We start from the raw sequence: 16315 nt of genomic DNA, 5'->3' as shown, positions 1-16315 counted from the left end.
AGATTCTTTTACTTTTCTATTTAAACCCTGCAAATATATTTATAATTTATAAACTAGAATACTTATTTACTCATTATAATGGTATCTTAAAAAACTTTTTGTTTCTTTTGAAATGGAATATTCATTTACAGTTGCCCTGAAAGATTTCAATGTATTAACGAAAATATTCTTAAATAAGTATTATCATCCACTTTATAGGTAAAGCTATTTCCTTTCTCTTGTGGAAATAAGCAGCTCATTTTATTCCAATTAATTTCATTATAATGTGCTTATTATGTTTAAAACTAGCATCAACGTAGAACGGATAACGTTTTAAGCAATATCCTAAGGTCATTTTTAAATGTTAGATTATGGTAATAGTCGAGATTCATTTTTACCTTTTCAGGAAACAGAACTTCGTCATTATATTCTAAGGCATTGGTTTGCTGACTCAATATCTTTTCTTCATTCTTGTATTTAATTCCGGCCTCGCTGGTCAATCCTGGTTTTAATTCAAGAATTAACCTGTCATCCCCTTTTAAGAAATCATAATATCCTGAGATATCCGGTCGGGGTCCAACCAAAGACATATCCCCTTTAAGGATATTGAACAATTGTGGCAATTCATCAAGCTTATTCTTTCTCATCCAATTCCCTACCCGTGATTTTGTATGAGTTACCGAGTGGTACGTTCTGAATTTATAAATTATAAAAACCTTACCGTATCTCCCAATTCTTTCCTGCCTGAAAATGCAGGGAAAACCGGTATCTAAAGATGCGGCCAAAAAAAGAATTAAAAGAACAGGGAGCAATACGAGGATTGCCGGTAAAACGATACCATAATCCATCATTGCCTTCCACCAAGGATATTTTTTCACTTCAAAAAATTGCTTGGTAAAGATAACGAAAGCTGTCGATTTCGCATAAACAGATTGAACAATTTTATAAAATCTTCAAAATAAAAAACAGCTTACTTCATGAAAAGCAATCTGTTGTATTTATACCAGAATTCTTATGAATGTAAATTAAAAGGCTGGAAGCTGGAAGCCGATGCCGGAAGTTTCTCTTGTTAAACATTACGATCAATTAAATCATTTGTTATTTATCTACAGAAACTCTGCATCAATCCTGACTCATCAAATTGAACCTTAATTCTTCATTTAATATAAACGACTTACAAGGTAATTTATGAAAAAACTTTTTTTATAACGATTTGTATTCTTAATCGATCTTCATCAGAAAGGTTGGAACCTGAAGGCAGACACAGGCCGTTGTCAAATAACTCTTCTGCTACATTTGTTCCATAGTACAGCGCATCAGAAAAGACTGGCTGCAAATGCATGGGTTTCCATAAAGGCCTTGATTCAATATTCTCTTCTAGGAAAGCCAACCTTAAGTCTTCCCTTGTCTTTCCGTTAATTTCAGGATTTATAATGATAGTAGACAACCAGTGATTAGAAAAATAATCTTCAGAGGGCTCGGAAAAAACCTCAACGCCTTCAATATCTTTAAAAAGTTCAACATAAAAATCATGCATTTTTCTGCGCGCTTCTACCCTATCATTTAGAACTTCCATCTGCCCCCGGCCGATCCCAGCTACAATATTGCTCATGCGATAGTTATACCCAATATGAGAATGCTGATAATGAGGCGCATTGTCTCGTGCCTGAGTTGAAAGAAAAACCGTTTTATCTTTATCTTCCTGATTATGGCAGACCAAAGCTCCTCCTCCTGAAGTCGTAATAATTTTGTTTCCGTTGAAAGACAGAATACCGAAACGACCAAAGGTTCCACAGGCTTTTCCTTTATACTTTGAGCCTAAAGCTTCGGCAGCATCCTCAATAACAGGAATATTATACTCTTCTGCAATTTTTAAGATTTTATCCATCTTTGCAGGCATTCCGTATAGGTGAACGACAATAATTGCTTTTGGTTTCTTGCCATTAGAAATTCTTTCTTCAATCGCTTCTTTTAAAGCAACAGGACACATATTCCATGTTTCTTTTTCAGAGTCTATGAAAATTGGAGTGGCTCCGCAATAAGCGATGGGATTGGCTGAGGCTACAAAGGAAAATGTAGAAGTAATTACTTCGTCATTTAATGAAATTCCTAATATTATCAATGCTAAATGAATGGCAGATGTAGCAGAATTTAAAACGCATACATTAACATCATCTTTGAGAAATTCTTGAAGACCATTTTCGAATTCACTTATATTTTCACCCAATGACGTTACCCAATTCTGATCAAAGGCATCTTTAACAAATTCTATTTCTTTGCCTGAAAGATGTGGTGGTGAAAGCCAAATTTTGTGCTTCATTGTGTTGTGTTCAAAAAAGTAAATATAAGGTTTTTCGATAATCGGAAAAATTACTTTTGAATTCTGTCACCTTGTCCTTTTCCGCCAACAGTAGAAAAAATATATCTAAAGTAATCGGAAATCGTTAAGCTCTTAAGCATTTCTGCATCTTTTTCAGCTAGCTTTACAGGCGTTGACATATCAATCTCGTTAATTTGCGCTAAACCTGTAATTCCTGGAACAGCACTATAAACCCCTCTTTTATCCCGTTCTTCAATTAATTCTGTCTGATTGAACAAGTTAGGCCTTGGCCCTACTAAACTCATATCCCCTGTTAAAACATTAATTAATTGCGGAAGTTCGTCCAATTTTGATTTACGTAAGAAAGAACCGAATTTAGTTATCTGCACATTCTGAGTAAGATGGGTGGCTACTGATTTTGTATTAACCGGCATCGTACGAAATTTTATCAGTTTAAAAGGCTTTTTATTGCGTCCTACCCTTTCCTGCACAAAAATTGGAGAACCCGTATCGAACAGACCGACAATATACAATATAAGCAGGATGGGCCATAAAAACAATAGTCCGAAAAATGAAAAAAGAAAGTCGAATATGCGTATCATATTGTACTGAATTATATAAGTGAATGTTACTTTTCTTTTTGAAAGCTTTTAATGGTTTTAATTAAACCTTCCTCGGCTGAAAAAGGAAGTTTTTCAATTCCTAATGCTGTCTTTATTTTTTGATTGGAAACCACATAAGATTCTGTCAATTTTTTCAATCTTTCAGAATTTAAAGGTAATTTTAATTTATCTCCTAAAGAAGCAGTTTTTTCCAGCAAGCTTTTCGAAATATTCCAAAGTTTGGCTTTTTTATCTAAAGCTTTATTTATTGTTTCTATCAACTGGTTTGTTGAAAGTGCACCGTCATCTGCAAAATTATAAATTCCTGACGGCAGATCTTCTTTTAAAAGCATTTGGTGGATAAGATAATTTAAATTATCAATTCCTAAAAAAGATCTCTGATTATGAAATGCGGCAAGCGGCCAAGGCAAACCTTTGTCAACGATTTTATATAAAAGATTCAAATTACCTTTATTTCCCGGGCCATGAATCATACAGGGACGAATGATATACACTTTTTTTGCTGCAGGTAAATTCTGACTCAAAATATATTCTTCAGCTTCAATTTTCGATTTTCCATAATGCGTCATCGGATTGGCATTTTCGTTCTCAGTTAAAGTACCTTTCACAGAATCCGCAGCAGCTTTAACAGAACTGAAATAAAAAAATTCTTTTATCTCTGAATTTAAGAATTCATTAAAAAGCGCTACAGTTAAATCCCGGTTTATTTTGTAGTACTCATCCGGATCTGAAATATTTTTTGTATCATGAGCTTTGCCGGCTAGGTGAATGATGGCATCAGCGGATTTTGGAAGATGGGTTTTCCAGTCTTTATTTCTTAAAGAAAGATTGTTTACTGTACATCCTTTATTTTGTAAAAAATCTGAAAGATTATTACCAACAAAACCGGACGAACCTGTGATGATTATTTTCACAATACAATTTTATTAAAATTATTGATCAATTATTTTTTTAAAAGATCTAAAAGCTTCCATACCATTCTGTATTTTACTTTAAAAGGTGAATATTTAATATCATTCGCCTTAAAAGCCTTGTCTACTTCTTCCGTTATAATATGATAACTTGACATTCCTGAACTACTTGCTCCTCCAACGGCCATTGATGTTGTAATTAAATTTGAATATTTCCAGGAGATTTCTTTTTTAAGAAAATAGCGGATAATCAATTCATAATCGGATGCTATTTTATAACCCAATGTATAGTCTCCGTACATCTCAAACAAACCCCTCTTGAAAAATATTGAAGGATGGGGAGCCATGAATCCAATTTTTAGCTTTTCAGGAGTCCACTTTTTAGAAGAATAGCGTCTAATTATTCTTCCATTTTTATGCTGAACGATATCCCCCGTACATGCATCAATGTTATTATTTTTCAAAAATGCTGCCACTTTTTCTAAAGTCTGAGGTTCATAGAAAGTATCATCAGAATTAAGAATTCCTATATAATCACCTGTCGCCATATGGATGCCTTTATTCATGGCATCATACAAACCTCTATCCTTTTCTGATATCCATTTTGTCACGGTATCAGTATATTTTTTTATAATGTTTAAAGTTTCATCTTTTGAGTTCCCATCAACAATGATGTATTCAATATCCTGATAAGTTTGTGCTGCTACCGACTTTATCGTATCTTCTAATGTTGTCTCACTATTATAGCAAACTGTTATTATGGAGATTTTCATTAAGCTATTTTCAATATTAAATTATACACAGAGTTACAAAATCTATTAGGATTATAAATCTCTCTTGATTCATTATAATTTTTTTTCTGCATCAAATTTAAAGATTCTGGATTTTCTAAAAGGCAGTCGATTGAATTTTGAATATCATCAACACTACCACAACCTATTAATATGCCATTTTTCTCTTTTACAATCCCCGGCAGATAATTATGATTTGTTGTTACAATTACGTTACCATAGTACATCGCCTCTATAATTGTAAGTGGGAAAGCTTCAGTTTTATATATAGTTGGCAGAATGAAAATCGAACTTTTCTGTAGTATTTTTTCTTTAAACTTTCCACTTGCCAATCCGTAATAATTAATCCGATTTGGAAATTTATCTTTGAGCTTTTCTAGACCATCAAAAAAGATATTGGAAATTTCCGATTTATTTTTCAGATAATCTCCCATTGGTACACCAGCAATGCTTACAGTTAAATTGATGTGCTTTGTTAGTAAAAATGGCAATGATTCTAGAAAAAAAACAATCCCTTTAGAATACATAATATTAGATAAAAAGATAATATTAAATCCTTCAGATTTTTTTATGTTTTTTAAATGTTCAAATGGTATTTCATTAAATGCTTTTGGATATGAATTTGGAATTACTTTCACCGTCATTTTATCAAAATGTTGGAATTCTTTTTCCATTCCATCTGTAAGAACAATAGAAGTTTGAACCTTATTGTATGCCCATTTAATCAGATTTTTTAAAAATGAAGATGAATTTTCAAAAAAACTATTAAAATCTGCACCATGTAAATGATTAATAATTCTTGCTTTAGCTAAATAAGCAAATAAAATAACATACAGGTCTTTTATGAAACCTAAATTTGACCGTGAGCAAGTGAAATATACAACATTGATTTTGTTAAACAAAAATAATTTGGGAATACAAATAAATACGTAAAGTGTATTCAAAATCTTGTTTTCCTCAAATTTTGTAATGTTACAGAGAAGTTTTGGAGAATCAAAATGGTCAAATACTTCTTTAAATGCCATAGATTGACCTGTAACAGGTTTAGGGTAAGGTCCGAAAAAAAGAACAGAATTCTTCATTTTTAGATTAAGCTTTAATGACATTTAAAAATAATTTATTCCAATCTTCCATTATATATTCTTTAGAATACTGCGTAGATTTAACAATACTTTGTAAACCCAAATTTTCTCTAATTTCCGAGTTTCTACTCAGTTCGACGATTCTATTTGAAAATTCTTCTATATTTCCCAACGGGACTAAAAAGCCATTATCTGAGTTTACCATTTCAGAGGGACCTTGCGGACAATCGAAAGAAATAACTGGCAGACCTACTGTCATCGCCTCCACAACGGCTAAACCGAAACCTTCATATCTTGATGAAAACAAAAACATCGAACTGTTTTGAAGTTCTGTTCTTATATCATTCGTAACTCCTCTCAAATAAATATTTTTTTCAAGTTTATAATCAATAATTTTCTGTGCCAAAAAATCTCTCCATTCTCCTTGGCCAAATATATCTAATGTCCACTCTTTCAATTGTCTTTTATTAATGGCCCATGAATCTATTAGCATGTCAAATCCCTTTTGTGCATCAAGCTTACCCACCGCTATTGCTCTCTTTCTTTTATAAATAGGTAATTGTTCTGATGTAAACGAGCAAAAATTGGGTATTCTTTGTATGTTTGTGTGGGATTTCTTCCAATCATGTAAATCATTATTTGTTAACACTACTACTTTGTCCAATCTCTTTGTTTGACTTTTCATTTGTTGATTCCTGAACCAGCCTATAAGAGATGATTTTAGGCTAGGATTGCGTGACATAAGAAATTGTCTTCTATAATCTTTGGAAAAATGACATTCAAATATAAATTTACACGTGACTTTTAGCTTATGCAAAAATTCCAATTCTTTTCCTCCGGTCGATATACAAATATCTATATTCTCGTCCTGTAGAAACTGATTTAATCTGCATTTATAATTTTTGAGTTTTTTTCTAATTTCCCGAAATTTTGTTATTAATGGTAACCCATAGCTTTGATCGAAACCAATATCCCAGTTCAGAACAGTGACTTTATCACTAAGTTTAAAAAAAAATTTAGAATCACCCTGATCAGTTGTTATTAGAAAAATATTATATTTATAGTTGTTAACCAAATAATTTATTTTTTCAGTTAAAATTCTTTCCATTCCACCAGGATTATACATAGCAGGAATCAGATATACTAAGTTAGTCATTTAATATTTGGATATAAGTATTTACTTGATTTAAATCTTTTTTATTTAGATCATAATGCTTTACGTTTTCTAGTAATTCTTTATAATTATTAATAACATTATTTAAAGCAGAAGAAAAGGAACTAGAATCTAAAGGATTGAAAAATTCACCAGTACCCGGTTCAATTAACATCTCATTAAGACTTCCAACATTCTCACTTAATAATAGTACACAATTATTATACAATGCTTCTTCTACAACTAGTCCCCATGGCTCAACTGTCGACGGTAATACAAAAACATGATGTTCTTGATAAATCTTATAAATTTCATCATTGGAACAATGTCCTCTAAAAATTATATTATTATTTGATATACTTTTTAGAGAGCCTAATAATGGACCATCACCTACAATTGTTAACGGTAGGTTCAGATGATTAAATATTCTAATGATAAACTCTACGTTCTTTTTCTCTATAAGCCTCCCTACATAAAGAAATTTAAGTTTTTTCATTTCTCTTTCTTCCTTTAAAATTTGCTCATCTACCTGTTTTTTACGAAGTATGCCAACACCTTTAGTAATCATAATATTTCCTTTAAAACCAAGTGATTTTAGTGCTTTTCGATGAGAAATACCTGAAACAATAGCAGAATAGTAACGAGTGAGTATTACCCTTTTTATCCATTTCTTCCAACCTTTCACAACTGATTCTATAGCCGACTCAGATTGAATGATATTTTTGTTTTTACTTATTAAAAAAGATAATAAAATAAATTCTTTTTCTATATATCCGCCGTAAATAATTTTTTTACATTTTAGATTTTTTACTATGTGCAAAAGCTTAGCAAAAGTATTTAAAAAAAATCTTTTTTCTACTTGAAACTCATTCAGTATCTTAAAATCAAAATCTATATTTTTTTTAAAATTATCATCTATAACAACCTGATCTGACAAACCTAAAAATATCACATAAATCTTTATTGATTTATTAATCTCATTATACAGGTTTATTTTGTAAAACGAAGGGCAGTTATTTAAAATAATAATGTCGTAGTTATTCATTAAAAAAGAAGGTTAATCGTTGAGGTGTAATAACCAAAAATCATACGGTATAAAAGAAATTTTCTCAAGTGTCCCGCTTAAGTATGCTTTTATATGAGAGTTTATTAAAAATGCAAAGATAAGTAATAATGCTGAACTAACCATAAACTTATGAAATACAAGGAGCTTAGAAATCTTTGGATAAGATGGAAAAATTAGTATCCAAAAAGACATAAACATTCCACCAATTCTAAATGCTGAATGTGGTTCAAATTCTAAAATATTATATAAAAACACTCCAAATGTTGATAATGATATAAAAATTGAGTTTATTGGCTTGAACCGAACGAGATCTTTGTAAAAATATATATTGAATAGAGTTAAAAAGTAAAATAAAAAAGGCATATATATACCCTGCTTTGCATCATCAGAATTTCTTAGATAGATTAAAATCCTTGTATCAAAGTTATTGTAGAAAGAGAATGAAAAAATTACATGTTGTAATATACTTGACATCATAAAAGACGATATAAATAAGAGTAATAAGAAATTGCGAGTAGCTTTCCAACGAACTATTGGATATATTAATAATCCAAAAATCCCAGAGGAATGAAAAAGATAAGCAGTTAAAATTACAAGAAGAAATTTGAGATATTTTTTCGTGTACGCAAAAGTAAAACTATATAATAGAAGACTAGAGGCTAAAGCTTGTCTAATTGTTGAAAGAGATGCCGAAAAAAGAAAAGGTATTGAAAAAAAAGCAATCCAAGATATCGTTATATTTTCCGAATATCTATCAATTACAATTTTTGTATATATCAAAATCAAAAAAGAAAAGATGGCAAAAGGTAGCGGATAAAAATCAGCATAGTACCCTATATTAAGAACTAATCTACTAAGAAACTCAAATTTTTCCGTTTCACCACTCGTTATAAAATCTTTATATTCAAAATAATCCCAACCTACACCATATCTTAAAGATGTAAACAGGAAAAATGCTGAAAAGATGATTAAACTTTTCTTTTTTTCGGTAATTGTACATGTGGTCAGCATAACCAACAATAAAATTACAATAAAAATATATGGAAGTAAATCTATGGGAGAATAATAGTAGCTCATGAGCTTAAATCTACCAAATTACCAATTTTTTGACTCTTCTTACCTTATGCTCATTTCTCATAATAATTTTATATACAATATAAAATGAAACAGAATAACCGCAAACATAAGCAAAAGCCGACAATAGATCACCCCTTAAGATAAAGATTAAAAATCCTGTAAAAATAAAATAGAAAACCTCGAAATGTTTATTATAAAAACGTCCAGCTCTTGAATAAGTAGAATAAATGTTGTCTAGCTTAGCACAGAAATAAGATAGAAATAATACGAAAAGCAATATTCCAAAAAATCCAAAATTAATATACCCTTCAGCAAAGAAATTCATTGAAATATTATCTAAATTCAAATCTAATTGTTTAGACATAAATGCTCCAGAACCAATTGGCTTATTTGACCACAAAGATCTTGGAACCCACACGAAAATAACGCCTAGTAATTGACGACCATAAGTTATTATATCAAACTTCATCACTCGCATAAGGCTTGAGTATGTATCAAAATGCCCTTCTTCGAACATAGCATAACTTAAATTAAAACCACCAAAATCTTCATCAATCGCATATCGGAAGTTATCTAAAAATGGAAAAACAATTAGCAATCCAAATATCATCAATATGTTGAAACGTGCTCCTTTCCTAAAAAAGGGAAAAACAACTAGTGTGAAAGGTATGTAAAGTGCAGCAGCATTGTATCTAGCAAAACCTGTTGGAAAATTAGCAAGCAGACCTATTGCCAAAAAAATAATCGAAAAAATGTCAAGTCTTTTTACATTGTTATAGTATACCATAAAAACAATAAGTGAGAATGGTCTACAGATATTGAATACTATTTGACTTAATGGGTTGAATTCTATCTGTTCATCTAACATACCTCCTCTGTAAAACATTGCAGCAATGTTTCCATTAAATAGTATCAAAGTAAAAGCGAATGAAGCTACCGAAAATATTAGTAATAATAATTTGGTTTTCAACTTAATTTGATAACTTTTAAACTCAGGTAAATTTGCATGACCTTTTATCAACTTTTGTTTGGTTTTTGATAAACCCTTATAAAAAAATTCGAAAAGTGTCATAATAAATAAAATGACAACGTTTGTAAAAAAATAGTCTTCACTCCTAAAAGTTACCAAGCCGCCCCACATTTTTACCGCATTTGAATATTGTATGTAGGGTGCTATACCAAAAAAGAATAAAACAAATGTGTAGTAGATTTTGTACATGCTAAAAGAAGGTCTATCACTAAAAAATATCGCTAACAAACTCCAGCAAACAATAATACAGTAAGAAATATCAACTCCTAGATGAAAACCTCTAATATTTTGGCTAATAGGAATTAATGCGAAAAACAATGATGAAAAAAAATAAAAATACTTCATATTACTACACGATTTAATCAACTATAAAACTATTTAATCATATTGTTTATAGAATGAATTCCATTTTTCTATTAATTTATCATCACTTAATACATTCATAATGATTTTAAAGTTATTTGATTGTTCTTCTAATTTCAATGGCGCTTTAAAGCTATCTATATCTAATGATTGTAACTCATTAACATGATAAACTTTACAACCAAGAGAAGTTATATAATCAAAATTATTTCCATTTAAAAAAATTTTTTTCCCAAGCTTCAATGCTGCGTAGATAGCGCCAAGTCCGGTCTGCTCTTCAACCGAACATATATAAATATCACATTTGTCTATATATGATGGAAAATCCTTTAAAGGATAAAGTTTTTCATCGGTATTAAAATTTGAACCATAAATATTTGAACCAGCTTTTAATAAATTAAAATATGTATCATTTTTTACTAAATCATAATTTAACATTGCTGTTATTAGAATGCCCTCCCTAAAAATTTTTAGTGTATGCAATAAAGGTAGATATGTAGATATTGCTGAAGAATTATTCCCTATAAAAACAGATACATTATCCCTATATTCTAATCTAAGATTTTCTTCAGTAAAATTGAATATATCATTGACACTTTCAAAGTATGGAATATTGTGAACATTTTTTACAAAAAATTTTTTTTGCAATTTCTCTTTATCTTTTATCGAAAGTGTAATAATACTTTTTAATCTACTATACAATAAAATCTTAAATGAATAACTTATCAAGGATTTCAAATTTATCCTCAAGTCTACTCCACTTCCCCAACATATCCAATGAACGTTTTCAAAATTATTTCTGTGGAAAAAAATTTTCCAGTTATAAGAATCACTGTGGATTACAACAAATGCAGATTTTTTAATTAAGTTATTCTTAAAAAAACTTTCAGACGTATTGAAAAAAGCCTTCTGCGTATAATTTAATTCATTAAATAAATCATCGTATATTGTCCAATTAATATTACTTCCAGATGATCCTAATATAATAAAAAAATGATTATTAGGCGTTTTTTTTATGATGCTGGTAATCACTTGAGGGGTAATATGATATGTATGAGCTGGTAATATATGATAAATCATTTTTTTTACTTTTTAAAAAATCTGTATTAATAATTAAGGTTTAAAGTATTTAAGAGAAAAATATTAGCAATTTAACTTTTCAAATACACACTTAAGATTAAACTACATAAACTGACTGAGTGACAATATATTATAATTCCTTTTCCATAAAAAGGGTATCTAATTCATTCCGAACAAGATAAAATCCATTTCTTTCATAGGATTTTACAGCACCTAAATTATTCTTATTAACTTTTAGATAAACTCGCGATAACTTTAATTCTTCTTTTGCATAAAAAAGAATTTGCTTAGTAGCCTCGTTAGAAATACCTTTCCCCCAATTTTCTTTTTCTCCTATAAATATATGAAATTCTGCATCTATAGAATTTATATCTGTTAACTGTACATTCCCAACATATTTATTATTATATAAAATTGCAAATCGTCTACTCGTCTCATCAATTAGTACTTTTCTAATCCAACTTAACTCAATATCTTCTGTTATAATAGAATTAGGTTTTGATCCTGTATACTTCCAAATTTCAGGATCATTTCTCCATTTGTAGGAAGTCAAAGCATCACTCTCTTTTAGAGCTCTAATAGAAATTATATCCACTTTGTAATTATCTTTAAGATTTTCAACATGTTTTCAATATTATACCTTTGATCAATTGGTAATGCTAGAATCCCATCAGTTAAAAAATACGAATTTTGGCTATCGTTACACCACTCTAAAACATTTGGCCAATATTTCGCACAGAAAATTTTATTTTTTAACAAAATATCTCTTATTATTACACTTTCTTTAACTTTATATGGATATATTAATGGAACTTCTTCACTGCAATTGATTAGTTCTAATTGATTAGAACTTTTCAAATGTTTATGTAAAAAATTAAAGTTTTCAATTCTTCGTATCTCTATCGATTTATAATCAATATTGTATAAAATTCTTTTAGTAAGATTAGACATTTTCATTATTGTTTCAGTTCCAACAATTTTTTCTGCCCTCTGAAAATCAATATATGCTTCCTGAGCGCTTAGATCAATTCTTTTTAGAAGATGAAACATTCTGTTATAACTTGTTGATTGTTCAAAATTATCGTTCAAATCCAATTCAGTGCTCAATATTCCTCCATCAGCAACACCAACGAACTTTCTCGGCGAATAAAATGTATCAATACCATCAATTGGTTTGGCAAATAACGCTTGTGCATTGTCGACTATAACATTCTTGATTTTTTCACAAATGGATTGAATATATTTATCTTTTAAACCAAAATAATTTGTTAAAATAACCACTTCATTTAATTGTAATCTCGAATAATCAAAAATAGCCTCTAATTTATCATTTACATCAAAAAATTCATATTCTAAACCCAGTTTTAAAATAGGTTGAAGAATAGCATCACACGTAAAATATGGCAAATAAACTTTTGAATACATTCTTTTTGTCAAGATATACTCAAGACAATTTCTACCAGAATTTAAGTGAAATAAATTTGGATATAAATAATTATTTTTAGAATCTACTTGTAATTCAAAATATCCTCCTATTTCTTGTCCCATTTAAATTAATTCATATTGATCAACCATTACATTAATTTCTTCAATACTATTAAAAACTAAGACATCAATAATAGAAAGCCAAGGTATAAAGTCATTACTAAACTGCTTGTAAGTAATAGATTGAGATTTGATAAAACTCAAAGTAATTTTTCTGTCTGAAAAATCTTTCTTATCATATAATTCAACACCACCTATAGCATTAATGTACTGATCTGCTTGTGATTTTTCACAGATATCTAGTAATCTTTCTGTTCTTTTTAATCCTTTGGAATTTATAAAATCTACTGAAGAAACTTTGAATTGAGTCTTAATTTTTAAATATTCACAAATGGATATTATGCTTTTAATAGCTAATTGTGAAATAGTCTCAGGATTATCTTGTAAAATTAAATTAATAATTGGCAAAACATTTTCGAAATACGGAGCTTTTGAATAGTTTTGATACAAGATTTTATGTAAATTCAAAAATTCTTTTGAATCTTTTCGAACCTCAATATCGTTAATCAATTTGTTAGAACTTGAACCAATTAAAGGCACTGTCAAATATTTTGCCTCATTATTTACCAAGACTCTATTTCTATTAACCCAACCACTTTTCATGAAATTTACATCGTCATAAAAAACAAACACATCCACAGCCTTAATCATCTGAAAATAACCTATATACGGAACAAAATAAGGTTGCATGATAGCAATTTTTTTCATATTTAATTATTTTGATATCTTAAGATTAAACGAGCTATTAAATCTATTTCTTCTTCAGTTAAATCAACATAGAATGGTAAGCATAAAGCTCTTTTAGCAATAGAATCTGTCACTTGCAAATCTACAGTTTTTAAGTATGGTAACGTATTTGCTAAAGATGGATAAAAATAACGTCTTGTGAATATCTCGTTATCATCTAAACCCTTTTTTATTTTCAGTAGTAATTCTTCACTCTCCAAAAGTATGACATAATAAGGGTAGTTTTCAGTAGCAGAATTATTCCATTTAGGCTTTACAGCTTTGACGTTTATTAATTTCTTGTCGTAATAAGTAGCTAAATCTTTTCTTCTCTCTAAGATATAATCAATATGTCTTAAATTTACTAACCCCATAGCAGCATGAAATTCAGAATTTTTACCATTAATCCCCAAATTATCAAATGATTCTGGACCTGATATTCCAAAATTTCTTATAGATGCCATTTTTTTTAATAGTTCAGGATCATTTGTTGTAGCGAAGCCTCCTTCAACAGTATGAAATAATTTGGTTGCATGTAAGGAGCAAGTTGTAATATCACCAAATTCAAAAACTGACTTTCCATTAATTTTCACTCCAAAAGCATGCGCCCCATCATAAATTACTTTTAAGTTATATTTTTTAGCAATCTTATCAATAGCATCTACATCACATGGATTTCCATATACATGGGTTGCTAAAATAGCTTGCGTTTTGTCTGTAATAGCCTCTTCAATTTTTGTTGGATCAATACATAAAGAATCTTTATCAATATCTACAAATACTGGAGTACATCCTTCCCAAACTATAGTACTTGTTGTAGCAACAAATGAAAATGGTGTCGTAATTATTTCACCGGTTAAATCTAACGCCTTTATTGCCATTTGTAATGCAATTGTCCCATTTGTAACAAAGATTAAATGATTGATATTTAGATATTCTTTTAATCTTATTTCTAAATCACTAGCTAACGGTCCCATGTTTGTTAACCACTGGCGTTTCCAAACTCCTTCTAAAAGTTTGGTATATTCCTCCATAGGAGGTAAAAAAGGTTTTGTTACTGGAATCATTTTCTTAAAACAATATTTTTTAATTCTGATAAACAAGATACTTTAAATAGATATGACAGTCCTACATATAAAGTGAGACCACTAACTAAACTTAATGCAAGACGTATAATATCTGTAAAATTATTAAAAATATAAGTATCTATTAGATAAATAGTAGACCCCACAAACGTAATCAATATATATAAAGGTAACATATCCAATAATTGGTTTTGTGTACTATACCCAATCATTTTACCTGCAAAATATGTATTGATAAACAAAGCAATTATAGAAAAAAATAGTTGTCCCCACAGCAGACCATATAATCCGTAATAGAAACTTATAATAATAATAATGGTTAACAATACTTTTTTAATAATTTCAAGTCTTAAAAACAAATCACTTCTTCCTTTTACCTGTAAAATTAACAAATTATACAGATGTAATGGATACAATAAACCCGATAAACAAATTACTTGAAATATTGGAACCATCGGCAACCATTTTTTGGTAAATAGTAAAACTGTTATTGGTTCAGCCAAAACAAGCATTAATACAGTTATTGGATTAATTATATATAGAACTAATAGCATGATTCTTTTATAAGCATCTCGCAATCTCATTTCATCATTCTGTAACTGAGCAAATATGGGAAATGCAACTTTATTTAAAGCAGTCGAAATATTACCAATAGGCATCATCATTAATTGATTAGCTCTTGTATAATATCCAACGGTAGTAGGTGTAAAAAAACGACCAATCACAATTTGATATATATTTGTAAACACAATATCCAAGATTCCCGACAAAGTTAGTTTATAACCGTACTTAAAGTGTTTTTTAAACTTAACTAAGGAAAATACTAGGGTTGGTTTCCAAGATGATGTAATCCATAAAAAGCAACTTAATACAAAAGTGTTTACTAATGTTAAACCAACTAAACTCCAAACACCATAGCCTTGCTTAGCCATCACTAATGCTACGGTACTCCCTAATACAATTGCTGGCACACTTAATAATGCTTGTTTTTTAAAATTCATCGTTTTTGTTAACATTGTATTTTGTACAGAACCAAATGAAGAAAATATAAAAGATAAACAATAAAAACGTGTAATTTTTGTTAAAGATGGTTGTTTATAAAATTCTGCAATCAAAGGTGCTGAAAAAAATACTATACAGTATACACCTATGCTTACTACTAAGTTAAAAATAAATACAGTTGAGTAATCAGAGTTTTCTAAGTTATCACTACGAATCAGAGAGCTCGTCATACCTCCATCGAACAGTGTATTTCCTATACCCATAAAAATAGCAATCATACCTATCAGACCAAATTCCTCTGGTATCAACATACGAGCTAAAAAGATTGAAACGACAAAATTTACTATTTGTGTGCCAAATTGTTGGATGTAAGTCCAAATAGCTCCCTTAATGGCTTGTTCTTTTAATGACACTTAAAATTATTTACTTACGTTTAATACTTTTACACAAAAAATAGAGGTTAAAAATTTTAAAAAGAAATT

16 protein-coding genes are annotated in these 16315 nt (G+C 29.5%); all 16 read right to left on the bottom strand.

Annotated features, from left to right (window positions below):
* Window positions 1-290: 290 nt before the first annotated feature.
* Window positions 291-857 carry a sugar transferase gene (locus QE422_RS06920; protein WP_307456206.1) on the bottom strand — a complete coding sequence of 189 codons (567 nt, stop codon included), beginning with the start codon at window positions 855-857 and terminating at the stop codon, window positions 291-293.
* A gap of 308 nt (window positions 858-1165) precedes the next feature.
* Complete coding sequence (locus QE422_RS06915) at window positions 1166-2299, bottom strand: aminotransferase class I/II-fold pyridoxal phosphate-dependent enzyme (RefSeq protein WP_307456205.1); 1134 nt, start codon at window positions 2297-2299, stop codon at window positions 1166-1168.
* Window positions 2300-2349: 50 nt separating this feature from the next.
* Window positions 2350-2901 carry a sugar transferase gene (locus QE422_RS06910; RefSeq protein WP_307456203.1) on the bottom strand — a complete coding sequence of 184 codons (552 nt, stop codon included), beginning with the start codon at window positions 2899-2901 and terminating at the stop codon, window positions 2350-2352.
* A gap of 26 nt (window positions 2902-2927) precedes the next feature.
* The gene (locus QE422_RS06905; RefSeq protein WP_307456201.1) at window positions 2928-3836 is read right to left on the bottom strand and encodes an NAD-dependent epimerase/dehydratase family protein; all 909 of its coding nucleotides are present in this window, start codon (window positions 3834-3836) and stop codon (window positions 2928-2930) included.
* 29 nt (window positions 3837-3865) lie between these two features.
* Window positions 3866-4606: a glycosyltransferase family 2 protein gene (locus QE422_RS06900; protein WP_307456199.1), complete on the bottom strand. Its 741-nt coding sequence runs from the start codon at window positions 4604-4606 to the stop codon at window positions 3866-3868.
* Window positions 4606-5706 (bottom strand): glycosyltransferase family 4 protein, encoded by a 1101-nt coding sequence (locus tag QE422_RS06895; RefSeq protein ID WP_307456197.1) that lies wholly within the window; start codon window positions 5704-5706, stop codon window positions 4606-4608. The genes QE422_RS06900 and QE422_RS06895 overlap by 1 nt, the downstream gene beginning before the upstream one ends.
* Window positions 5707-5713: 7 nt before the next feature.
* Complete coding sequence (locus tag QE422_RS06890) at window positions 5714-6862, bottom strand: glycosyltransferase family 4 protein (RefSeq protein WP_307456195.1); 1149 nt, start codon at window positions 6860-6862, stop codon at window positions 5714-5716.
* Window positions 6855-7904: a glycosyltransferase family 4 protein gene (locus QE422_RS06885; protein WP_307456193.1), complete on the bottom strand. Its 1050-nt coding sequence runs from the start codon at window positions 7902-7904 to the stop codon at window positions 6855-6857. Before QE422_RS06885 ends, QE422_RS06890 begins: the two co-directional genes overlap by 8 nt.
* Window positions 7905-7916: 12 nt before the next feature.
* Window positions 7917-8936, bottom strand: coding sequence for an EpsG family protein (locus QE422_RS20005; protein ID WP_373463436.1), 1020 nt, complete (start codon window positions 8934-8936; stop codon window positions 7917-7919).
* Between the two features lie 76 nt (window positions 8937-9012).
* Window positions 9013-10377 carry an O-antigen polymerase gene (locus QE422_RS06875; RefSeq protein ID WP_307456189.1) on the bottom strand — a complete coding sequence of 455 codons (1365 nt, stop codon included), beginning with the start codon at window positions 10375-10377 and terminating at the stop codon, window positions 9013-9015.
* A 33-nt stretch (window positions 10378-10410) separates the two neighbouring features.
* Window positions 10411-11475, bottom strand: a complete 1065-nt coding sequence (locus QE422_RS06870; protein ID WP_307456188.1) for a hypothetical protein — start codon at window positions 11473-11475, stop codon at window positions 10411-10413.
* Window positions 11476-11605: 130 nt separating this feature from the next.
* Complete coding sequence (locus QE422_RS06865) at window positions 11606-12070, bottom strand: GNAT family N-acetyltransferase (protein ID WP_307456187.1); 465 nt, start codon at window positions 12068-12070, stop codon at window positions 11606-11608.
* Window positions 12061-13023 (bottom strand): hypothetical protein, encoded by a 963-nt coding sequence (locus QE422_RS06860; protein WP_307456185.1) that lies wholly within the window; start codon window positions 13021-13023, stop codon window positions 12061-12063. The genes QE422_RS06865 and QE422_RS06860 overlap by 10 nt, the downstream gene beginning before the upstream one ends.
* Window positions 13024-13728: a WbqC family protein gene (locus QE422_RS06855; RefSeq protein ID WP_307456183.1), complete on the bottom strand. Its 705-nt coding sequence runs from the start codon at window positions 13726-13728 to the stop codon at window positions 13024-13026.
* Window positions 13729-13730: 2 nt separating this feature from the next.
* The gene (locus QE422_RS06850) at window positions 13731-14813 is read right to left on the bottom strand and encodes a DegT/DnrJ/EryC1/StrS aminotransferase family protein (RefSeq protein ID WP_307456182.1); all 1083 of its coding nucleotides are present in this window, start codon (window positions 14811-14813) and stop codon (window positions 13731-13733) included.
* Window positions 14810-16246, bottom strand: coding sequence for a lipopolysaccharide biosynthesis protein (locus QE422_RS06845; RefSeq protein WP_307456180.1), 1437 nt, complete (start codon window positions 16244-16246; stop codon window positions 14810-14812). The genes QE422_RS06850 and QE422_RS06845 overlap by 4 nt, the downstream gene beginning before the upstream one ends.
* Window positions 16247-16315 lie beyond the last annotated feature (69 nt).

The organism is Chryseobacterium sp. SORGH_AS_0447 (assembly GCF_030818695.1).
Classification (GTDB): Bacteria; Bacteroidota; Bacteroidia; order Flavobacteriales; family Weeksellaceae; genus Chryseobacterium.
The sequence above is the reverse complement of the archived record's forward strand: the minus strand, read 5'-3'. Positions and strand labels throughout refer to the sequence as shown.

Coding starts and splice junctions, on each gene's coding strand:
- QE422_RS06915 (WP_307456205.1), bottom strand. CDS start 2,299: ATGAAGCACAAAATTTGGCTTTCACCACCACATCTTTCAGGCAAAGAA.
- QE422_RS06910 (WP_307456203.1), bottom strand. CDS start 2,901: ATGATACGCATATTCGACTTTCTTTTTTCATTTTTCGGACTATTGTTT.
- QE422_RS06900 (WP_307456199.1), bottom strand. CDS start 4,606: ATGAAAATCTCCATAATAACAGTTTGCTATAATAGTGAGACAACATTA.
- QE422_RS06895 (WP_307456197.1), bottom strand. CDS start 5,706: ATGAAGAATTCTGTTCTTTTTTTCGGACCTTACCCTAAACCTGTTACA.
- QE422_RS06890 (WP_307456195.1), bottom strand. CDS start 6,862: ATGACTAACTTAGTATATCTGATTCCTGCTATGTATAATCCTGGTGGA.
- QE422_RS06885 (WP_307456193.1), bottom strand. CDS start 7,904: ATGAATAACTACGACATTATTATTTTAAATAACTGCCCTTCGTTTTAC.
- QE422_RS20005 (WP_373463436.1), bottom strand. CDS start 8,936: ATGCTGACCACATGTACAATTACCGAAAAAAAGAAAAGTTTAATCATC.
- QE422_RS06875 (WP_307456189.1), bottom strand. CDS start 10,377: ATGAAGTATTTTTATTTTTTTTCATCATTGTTTTTCGCATTAATTCCT.
- QE422_RS06870 (WP_307456188.1), bottom strand. CDS start 11,475: ATGATTTATCATATATTACCAGCTCATACATATCATATTACCCCTCAA.
- QE422_RS06860 (WP_307456185.1), bottom strand. CDS start 13,023: ATGGGACAAGAAATAGGAGGATATTTTGAATTACAAGTAGATTCTAAA.
- QE422_RS06855 (WP_307456183.1), bottom strand. CDS start 13,728: ATGAAAAAAATTGCTATCATGCAACCTTATTTTGTTCCGTATATAGGT.
- QE422_RS06850 (WP_307456182.1), bottom strand. CDS start 14,813: ATGATTCCAGTAACAAAACCTTTTTTACCTCCTATGGAGGAATATACC.